Genomic DNA, 8325 nt, shown 5'->3' with positions numbered 1-8325 from the left:
ATCTGATCGTGTGCCGCCCTCACCCGTACCGCCCCTCGACTACGTTCGCTCTGAGCGAACACCCTCCGGGCCGTCCTCGGCCTCCTTCCGGTCCACGGGCCGCCCCCAGCCGACCCGGACCTCCCCCGCCGGCTCCGTACGGCTGCCCCAGCGCGCCCGGGAGCCGATCGTGAAGACGTCGGGCGCCCGGTCCAACACCCCGCCCGAGGGATCGTCGTCGCCGCTGCGGCGCACCACGTCCCGTTCCGGCAGCAGGATGTCGCGCACGACCACGGCGCACAGGTACAGGGTCCCGATCAGGTGCGCGCTGATGGCGAGGTGGTACCCGTCCGGCGGCAATCCGCGGTGGGCGTCGCCACTGGTCGTGTAGGCGAGGTACATCCAGATGCCCAGGAAGTACGCGACCTCGCATCCCTGCCAGATCAGGAAGTCCCGCCAGCGCGGCCGGGCGAGCACGGCCAGGGGCACCAGCCACAGCACGTACTGGGGGGAGTACACCTTGTTGGTGAGGATGAACGCCGCGACGACGAGGAAGGCGAGTTGCGCGAGTCGGGGGCGTCGGGGGGCCATGAGGACGAGCGGGATCATCGCCAGGCAGATGATGATCATCAGGAACATGCCGTAGTTGTTGGCGCTCTCCGGGGTGATGTGCACGTTCATCCGCTGCGAGATCATCAGCCAGATGGATCCGAAGTCGATGCCCCGCTCACGGCTGAACGAGTAGAACTTCGCCCACCCCTCGGGTGCCATCGCCATCACGGGGACGTTCACCAGCAACCAGGCTCCGACCGCGCCGAAGAACGCCGTCCCGAACTCCCGCCACTTGCCCGCCCGCCAGCAGAGCAGGAACAACGGGCCGAGCACCAGGAACGGGTAGAACTTCGCGGCGGTCGCCAGCCCCAGCAGCACACCGAAGGCGAGCGGGCGTCCACGGGACCACATCAGGAGGGCCGCGGCCAACAGGGCCACGGCGAACAGGTCCCAGTTGATGGTGGCGGTGAGGGCGAACGCGGGCGCCAGGGCCACCAGCAGGCCGTCCCAGGGGCGTCGACGGTGGGTACGGGCCACACACACCGCGATGACCACCGCGCAGACCATCAGCATGCCGGCATTGGCGAACCAGTAGATCTGCTGCTGGTGCTGAAGGGTGCCGCTGCCCGGAGTGAGCCACGCGGCGACTTCCATGAAGACACCGGTGAGCACGGGGTACTCCAGGTACTCCATGTCCCCGGGCAGCCGGTCGAAGTAGGGGATCAGACCGTCCGCGAAACCCCGCCCGGAGTACAAGTGCGGGATGTCCGAGTAGCAGGCGTGGGTGTACTGGGAGCTGGCGCCGAAGAACCAGGCGCCGTCGTAGCACGGGAACTTCTGCACCATGCCGAGGGCGAACATCCCGATCATCACGAGCGCGATGACGCGCACCGGCGTCCACCAGTTGGCCCCGACCAACGCTCGCCGGCCCAGCGGGCCTCCGATCAGATCGCTCCCGACCGCGGCGATCTTGTCCTCCCGGGTCGGCGCGACCACATCCGTCCGCGACCGGGGCGCCGGGTCCGGCTGGTGGACTTCGGGCGGAGTCGTCTCTGCACTGGGCATGGCGAACATCCTGCCGTACGAAGCCGGGGGAGTCCGAAGCAGAGCGAGGGCCGTCGCACGAGAAGTGCGACGGCCCTCGTTTCACGTGAAACATCGGACACGCTCAGTGAGCGATCAAGCGGCTGGGCACCGGGCCCTCAGCGAGGAGTCACGCCCCCGGTCAGGGGCTCCCGGTGCCGCCGAAACCTCCGACCGCGCCCGCATTGCCTCCGGTGGGATTGCCGCCGGTGGGATTGCCGCCGTTGGCACCACCGTTCCCGCTGCCGTTCCCGTTTCCGCCCGGCTGGCCCGGCGAGGCGGAGCCGGGCGGGGTCGAGCCACCGTTCGCAGCTCCACCGTTCGCGGCGCCTCCATCGGCGGCACCTCCATCAGCGGCGCCACCGTTCGCGGCGCCTCCATTGGCAGCGCCTCCATTGGCGGCACCTCCGTCGGCGGCTCCACCGTTGGCAGCGCCACCGTTGTTGTTGCAGTCCCAGTCCCACTCACCGCACGTGTTGCTCGGCGTCGTCGGCGGGGTGGTCTTGTCCTCTTCCTCTTCCTCTTCTTCCTTCTCCGTCGTCGGAGGCGTGGTCGGCTCCTTCGTCTCCTTCTCGACCTCTTCGGTGGCCGAAGGGGTGGTGGAGGGGGAGGGGGACTTGTTGAAGACCTTGCCGACGATCTCGCCGGGCTCGGGGAAGGGCTCGTGCTTCGCGCCCTTCAGCGCCTCGGCCATGTAGTCCTTCCAGAGCAGTGCCGGGATGTCACCACCGTGGATGGACGGCACGCCACCGGTGCCGTTCATGGAGAGCAGCTTCCCCTCCTTGGGATCGGTCCGGAAGAGGGTGACCGAGGTGGAGAGTTCACGGGTGTAGCCGACGAACCAGGCGGACTTGTTCTTGTCCGTGGTGCCCGTCTTGCCCGCCACCGGGAAGCCGATGTCCTTGATCTTTTCAGCCGTACCCTTCTGGACCACGTTCTCCAGCACCTTGGTCACGGTGTCCGCGACGGGGGCGTCCAAGGCCCTGCGCTCCTTGGGCGGCTTGAAGCCGGGCACCGGCTCGCCCTTGCGTTCCACCTTGGTCACCGAGTACGGGTCGTACTGCCTGCCCGAGTTGGCGAAGACCGCGTACGAGTCGGCCATCCGGATCGCGCTCGGGGTCGAGGTCCCCAGGGAGAACGAGGCGTTGCCCAGGTTCGCCTTGTCGAAGCTATCCTCCAAGATCCCCAGCTTCTTGGTGGTCGTCCGGGTGTTGGCGAGGCCCACGTCGATGCCGAGCTGGACGAACGGGGTGTTGATGGATTTCTCCATCGCGAAGTCCAGGGTCACGTCGCCCCACATCGTGGGGCCCTCGTTCTTCTGGCGGAAGGGCCGGCCCTTGGCGTCCTCGATGGGGTTGCCGTCCTTGTCGTTGATCACGAGAAGGTCGTCGCCGTTGTACTTGGTCTCCGGAGAGAGGGCTTCTCCCCCGCTCGCGTAGGTGCCGTGTTCCATCGCGGCGGCCAGCACGAAAGGCTTCCAGGTGGAGCCGACGGGCACACCGCTGGTGTTGGCGTTGTTGGTGTAGTGGCCCTTGTCGTAACCCTCACCGCCGTACAGCGCCACGATCGCACCGTTCTTCGGGTCCACGGAGGCGGCCCCGAACTGGACCCAGTTGTCCTTCTTCCGCTTGTTCGGCTTGAGGAAGCCCTTCTTGGTGTCGTTCACCGCCTTCTCCAGCTGCCGGACCTTGTTCTTGTCGAACGTGGTGTGGATCCGGTAGCCGCCCTTCTCCAGCTCTTCGGGCTTCATTCCGGTCTTCTTCGCGACGTAGTCCTTGGCGACGTCGACCAGGTAGCCCGTCTGTCCACCGAGCGAGGAGGTCTGCTTCACCAGCTCCGGGAACTTGGTGTACTTCTTCCTTTCGTCCGCGGTCATGGAGCCCACCTCGACCTGACGGTCCAGGATCCACCGCCACCGCTTCTCGGCCCGCTCGCGGTTGGCCTCGGGCGTCGCGGCGGACCCCACCCCGCCGTCGGGGTTGTAGAGGTTGGGGCCCTTGAGCAGCCCGGCGAGGAAGGCGGACTGCGGGACGGTCAGATCGTCGGAGTCACGGCCGAAGTACGCCTGCGAAGCGGCCTGGATGCCGTACGCGTTGCGACCGTAGAAGGCGGTGTTGAGGTACCCGGCGAGGATGTCGTCCTTGCTGAGCTTGTTGTCGACCTTGACCGAGATGAAGAGTTCCTTGACCTTGCGGCTGATCGTCTGGTCCTGGGTGAGGAACGAGTTCTTCACGTACTGCTGGGTGATCGTCGAGCCGCCCTGGGTCTCACCACCCGTGGCCATGTTGAACACGGCGCGACCGATGCCCATCGGGTCGACACCCCGGTCCTTGCGGAAGGTCGCGTTCTCGGCCGCGATGACCGCTTCCTGCATCGAGGTGGCGATCTTGTGGATCTTGACGATCTGGCGGTTCTTCTCACCCCCCGTGGAGGCCATCTGAGAACCGTCCGACCAGAGGAAGACATTGCTCTCGGCCTCTGCGGCGTCATGCGCGTCCGGCACGCCCACCGCGGTGTACGCAATGGCGGCGGCCCCCATCAACAGGCCCATGAGGCCGACGAACGTACCGGTGACCAGTCGCCAGGAGGGCATCCAACGCCGCCAGCCGTACTTGCCCGACCGCGGATAGTCGATGAATCGCTTTTTGGGGGGCGGACCACCGCGGCCCCGGCCGCGGCCGGGACCACTGCCCCCACCGGGACCGCCCGTTCTGCGGCCACCGCCCCCGCCACCGCCAGGGCCCGCGCCGTCCGCCCCTCTACGGCGGGCGCCCCCGGACCGTTGAGCGGCGCGCCGGGCGTCCGCCCGACCTCCGTAGGGGCGTTCCTCCGCGGCTGGCTCCCCCGTGGGGAAGTCATGGGAAGCGGACGGAGACGCAGCTTCGCTGGGCGGGGCCGCACGACGCCCCGTTGATCCGGACGTGCCGCGCCGTGCCGCGGCGCGTCCGCCGCTCTGCGGCTGCGGCGGTTTCCGACGGTGCTCGCTCATCGAACGACTACTCCTAGGGCAGGCGCTCCCGCGCCTGGAAACGGCGGCTGTCTTCCAGTTCCCCCCGACATACGGATGCGGCACCGCTCGACACCCATCCGCAATGCGTCCGGGACAGCCGCGCCCTCGGGCGTCACTCGGCATCCCCTGAACTGCATGCCGCACAGACTACGCACCGTCAAAACCCGCCTAGCCCCGAAGTTCACCCCAAATCAGGCAACTTGCTTCCCACGAATCAGTGATGTGACGCCGTTCACCATGCTCCCTCTTGTCGCATGCGGATGGTCGTTCTATCGTCGTGATGTATCGACTCGATACATCAGCTCGACATAAAGACCGTGTCGGGGCCCGATCCCAGCGGATGGCCACGGCGAACGACGAGGAGGAGGCGGCAGTGAGCCGACGCTCCGGCATCCTTGAGTTCGCCGTCCTCGGCCTGCTGCGTGAGGCCCCCATGCACGGCTATGAGCTGCGGAAACGACTGAACACGTCGCTGGGGGTGTTCCGCGCCTTCAGTTACGGGTCGCTCTACCCCTGCCTCAAGACGCTCGTCGCCAACGGGTGGTTGATCGAGGAGTCCGGAGGGACCTCCGAGGACGCGCTTGCGGCACCACTGGCCGGGCGCCGCGCAAAAATCGTCTACCGACTGACCGCGGAAGGTAAGGAACACTTCGAGGACCTGCTCTCCCAGACGGGTCCCGATGCCTACGAGGACGAGCACTTCGCGGCTCGCTTCGCCTTCTTCGGACAGACTTCGAGGGATGTACGCATGCGCGTACTGGAAGGGCGTCGTAGCCGGCTGGAGGAGCGTCTGGAGAAGATGCGCGCCTCCCTGGCACGCACCCGGGAGCGCCTCGACGACTACACCCTCGAACTTCAGCGCCACGGAATGGAGTCCGTGGAGCGGGAAGTGCGCTGGCTGAACGAGCTGATCGAGAGCGAGCGGGCGGGACGGGAGCAGCGGCAACAGCCGCCCGCTCCGACCCCGGACGGGGATCCCGCCCGGCACCGACCGGCTCAGCAGGACACATCAGGGAAAACGGGCGGCCTGCCCCGGCACGGGGACACCTCCCGGCCGGATCCGTCCGATGACACCGCCACGTGAAGTCCACTCAGGGCTTCACCGAGTACACACAGGGAGCAACCGGAATGGGTTCGGTTCGCGTAGCCATCGTCGGCGTGGGCAACTGCGCCGCCTCGCTGGTGCAGGGCGTCGAGTACTACAAGGACGCCGACCCGGCGTCCAAGGTCCCGGGCCTCATGCACGTGCAGTTCGGGGAGTACCACGTCCGTGACGTGGAGTTCGTTGCCGCCTTCGACGTCGACGCCAAGAAGGTCGGCCTCGACCTCGCGGACGCCATCGGAGCCAGCGAGAACAACACCATCAAGATCTGCGACGTGCCGTCGTCCGGTGTGACGGTCCAGCGCGGCCACACCCTCGACGGACTCGGCAAGTACTACCGCGAGACCATCGAGGAGTCCCCCGAGGCCCCGGTGGACGTCGTCCAGATCCTCAAGGACAGGCAGGTCGACGTTCTCGTCTGCTACCTGCCCGTCGGTTCCGAGGACGCGGCGAAGTTCTACGCCCAGTGCGCCATCGACGCCAAGGTCGGCTTCGTCAACGCCCTCCCGGTCTTCATCGCCGGCACCAAGGAGTGGGCGGACAAGTTCACCGAGGCCGGTGTGCCGATCGTCGGCGACGACATCAAGTCGCAGGTCGGTGCGACCATCACGCACCGCGTCATGGCGAAGCTGTTCGAGGACCGGGGCGTCCTCCTGGACCGCACGATGCAGCTCAACGTCGGCGGCAACATGGACTTCAAGAACATGCTGGAGCGCGACCGGCTGGAGTCCAAGAAGATCTCCAAGACGCAGGCCGTCACCTCGCAGATCCCGGACCGGGACCTCGGCGAGAAGAACGTCCACATCGGCCCGTCCGACTACGTCGCATGGCTCGACGACCGCAAGTGGGCCTACGTCCGCCTTGAGGGCCGTGCCTTCGGTGACGTTCCGCTGAACCTTGAGTACAAGCTTGAGGTCTGGGACTCCCCGAACTCCGCTGGTGTCATCATCGACGCGCTGCGCGCTGCGAAGATCGCCAAGGACCGCGGCATCGGTGGCCCGATCCTCTCCGCCAGCAGCTACTTCATGAAGTCCCCGCCGGTCCAGTACTTCGACGACGAGGCCCGGGAGAACGTGGAGAAGTTCATCAAGGGTGACGTCGAGCGCTGAACCCGCACAACGCACTGATATAGGAGGTCCCCGGGTCGTGTGCCCGGGGACCTTCGCCTATGTGAGGGTGGGGCCATGGCTGTCGTACGGGATCTGCGCGTCCTCCTGCGCTTCCGGGGATTCCGACGTCTCCTCTCCGTGCGGCTCCTCTCCCAGGGCGCCGACGGGGTGTACCAGGTCGCCCTGGCCACCTATGTGGTCTTCTCACCCGAGAAGCAGACATCCGCCGCCGCCATCGCCTCGGCCATGGCGGTCCTGCTGCTGCCGTACTCCCTCGTCGGGCCGTTCGCCGGCGTACTGCTGGACCGCTGGCCACGGCGCCAGGTGTTCCTCTACGGCAGCCTGCTCCGTGCGGCGCTCGCCGCGGTGACCGCTGTGCTGATCCTCGGCAATGTGCCGGACTGGCTCTTCTACGCCTCCGCCCTGTGTGTCACCGCCATCAACCGATTCGTCCTCGCCGGGCTGTCGGCGGCCCTGCCCCGTGTGGTGGACGATGAGCGGCTGGTGATCGCGAACTCGTTGTCGCCGACCGCGGGCACCCTCGCCGCCACCGTGGGGGGCGGCCTCGCCTTCGGAGTGCGTCTGGTGTTCGACGACTCCGACGCCGTCGTCGTCGTTCTCGGTGCCGTCCTCTATCTGGGCGCCGCACTCGCTGCCCTACGGATCGGGCGACAGGCACTCGGCCCGGACTCCACCGACCGGCGTCTACGGCTGGGGGCCCAGGTCCTCGGAACCGCACGCGAATTGGTCGCCGGGGTACGTCATCTGGGGGAGCCGCCGCGCCGCGGCGCGGCCCGGGCGCTGGGCGCCATGACGCTGATGCGATTCTGCTACGGCGCCCTGACCGTCATGGTGCTGATGCTGTGCCGGTACGCCTGGTCCTCCGGCGACGACTCCTCGGAGCGCGGGCTCGCCCTCCTCGGACTCGCGGTGGGCGTGTCCGGGGCCGGCTTCCTCGTCGCCGCTCTGATCACTCCCTGGGCCGTGGGGCGCCGGGGACCCTATGGATGGATCACGACATGTGCGGGGTCGGTGGCTCTCCTGGCACCGGCCCTGACCCTGCCGTTCGCTCCGGCGCCGATCCTTGTCGCTGCTTTCCTCATCGGGGTGACCACCCAGGGGGCCAAGATCGCCACGGACACCGTGGTGCAGTCGTCCGTCGATGACGGATTCCGCGGCCGGATCTTCTCCGTGTACGACGTGCTGTTCAATGTCGCCTTCGTCGGAGCTGCCGGAGTGGCCGCACTGATGCTCCCTCCGGACGGCCGCTCCGTGCCCCTGGTGATCACCGTGGCAGTCATCTATGCGGCGGTCGCGCTCCTGATGGCGCGGTACCGCCGTCAACCCCACCCCGTACCCACCGCGGGGCCATGAGTGCGGGGGGGGGGGGTTGGGGGGGAAAAACCCCCCCCCCCCCGACAACCCCCCCCCCGGGTTGTGGTGGTTGATTAAAGGTGACAAGTGATCCCAGGGGGGGGGGGGGGGGCCCG

Annotated in this window: 5 protein-coding genes; 3 read left to right on the top strand and 2 right to left on the bottom strand. The window is 67.6% G+C overall.

Annotated elements, in window-relative coordinates:
• Positions 1-39: 39 nt before the first annotated feature.
• A complete protein-coding gene (locus ACFWIA_RS29590; RefSeq protein ID WP_387010321.1) occupies positions 40-1605 on the bottom strand; it encodes a glycosyltransferase family 87 protein in 1566 nt (521 codons plus the stop codon).
• Between the two features lie 151 nt (positions 1606-1756).
• Positions 1757-4603 (bottom strand): transglycosylase domain-containing protein, encoded by a 2847-nt coding sequence (locus ACFWIA_RS29585; protein ID WP_387010320.1) that lies wholly within the window; start codon positions 4601-4603, stop codon positions 1757-1759.
• A 394-nt stretch (positions 4604-4997) separates the two neighbouring features.
• Between ACFWIA_RS29585 and ACFWIA_RS29580 the strand changes: the two genes are divergently transcribed.
• From ACFWIA_RS29580 to ACFWIA_RS29570, 3 genes are all read left to right on the top strand, one after another.
• The gene (locus ACFWIA_RS29580; protein ID WP_387010319.1) at positions 4998-5708 is read left to right on the top strand and encodes a PadR family transcriptional regulator; all 711 of its coding nucleotides are present in this window, start codon (positions 4998-5000) and stop codon (positions 5706-5708) included.
• 44 nt (positions 5709-5752) lie between these two features.
• Entirely contained in the window at positions 5753-6835 is a 1083-nt protein-coding gene (locus ACFWIA_RS29575; RefSeq protein WP_387010317.1) for an inositol-3-phosphate synthase, read from the top strand.
• A gap of 75 nt (positions 6836-6910) precedes the next feature.
• Positions 6911-8209 carry an MFS transporter gene (locus tag ACFWIA_RS29570; protein WP_387010315.1) on the top strand — a complete coding sequence of 433 codons (1299 nt, stop codon included), beginning with the start codon at positions 6911-6913 and terminating at the stop codon, positions 8207-8209.
• Positions 8210-8325: the final 116 nt, after the last annotated feature.

It is taken from the genome of Streptomyces sp. NPDC127068, assembly GCF_042724695.1.
Taxonomy (GTDB): Bacteria; Actinomycetota; Actinomycetes; order Streptomycetales; family Streptomycetaceae; genus Streptomyces.
Note: the sequence above shows the minus strand (reverse complement) of the source record. Positions and strands in the feature narration are given on the sequence as shown.

What these genes read in the sequence shown, in the direction of transcription:
- ACFWIA_RS29590 (WP_387010321.1), bottom strand. Translation starts at nt 1,605, where the DNA reads ATGTTCGCCATGCCCAGTGCAGAGACGACTCCGCCCGAAGTCCACCAG.
- ACFWIA_RS29585 (WP_387010320.1), bottom strand. Translation starts at nt 4,603, where the DNA reads ATGAGCGAGCACCGTCGGAAACCGCCGCAGCCGCAGAGCGGCGGACGC.
- ACFWIA_RS29575 (WP_387010317.1), top strand. Translation starts at nt 5,753, where the DNA reads ATGGGTTCGGTTCGCGTAGCCATCGTCGGCGTGGGCAACTGCGCCGCC.
- ACFWIA_RS29570 (WP_387010315.1), top strand. Translation starts at nt 6,911, where the DNA reads ATGGCTGTCGTACGGGATCTGCGCGTCCTCCTGCGCTTCCGGGGATTC.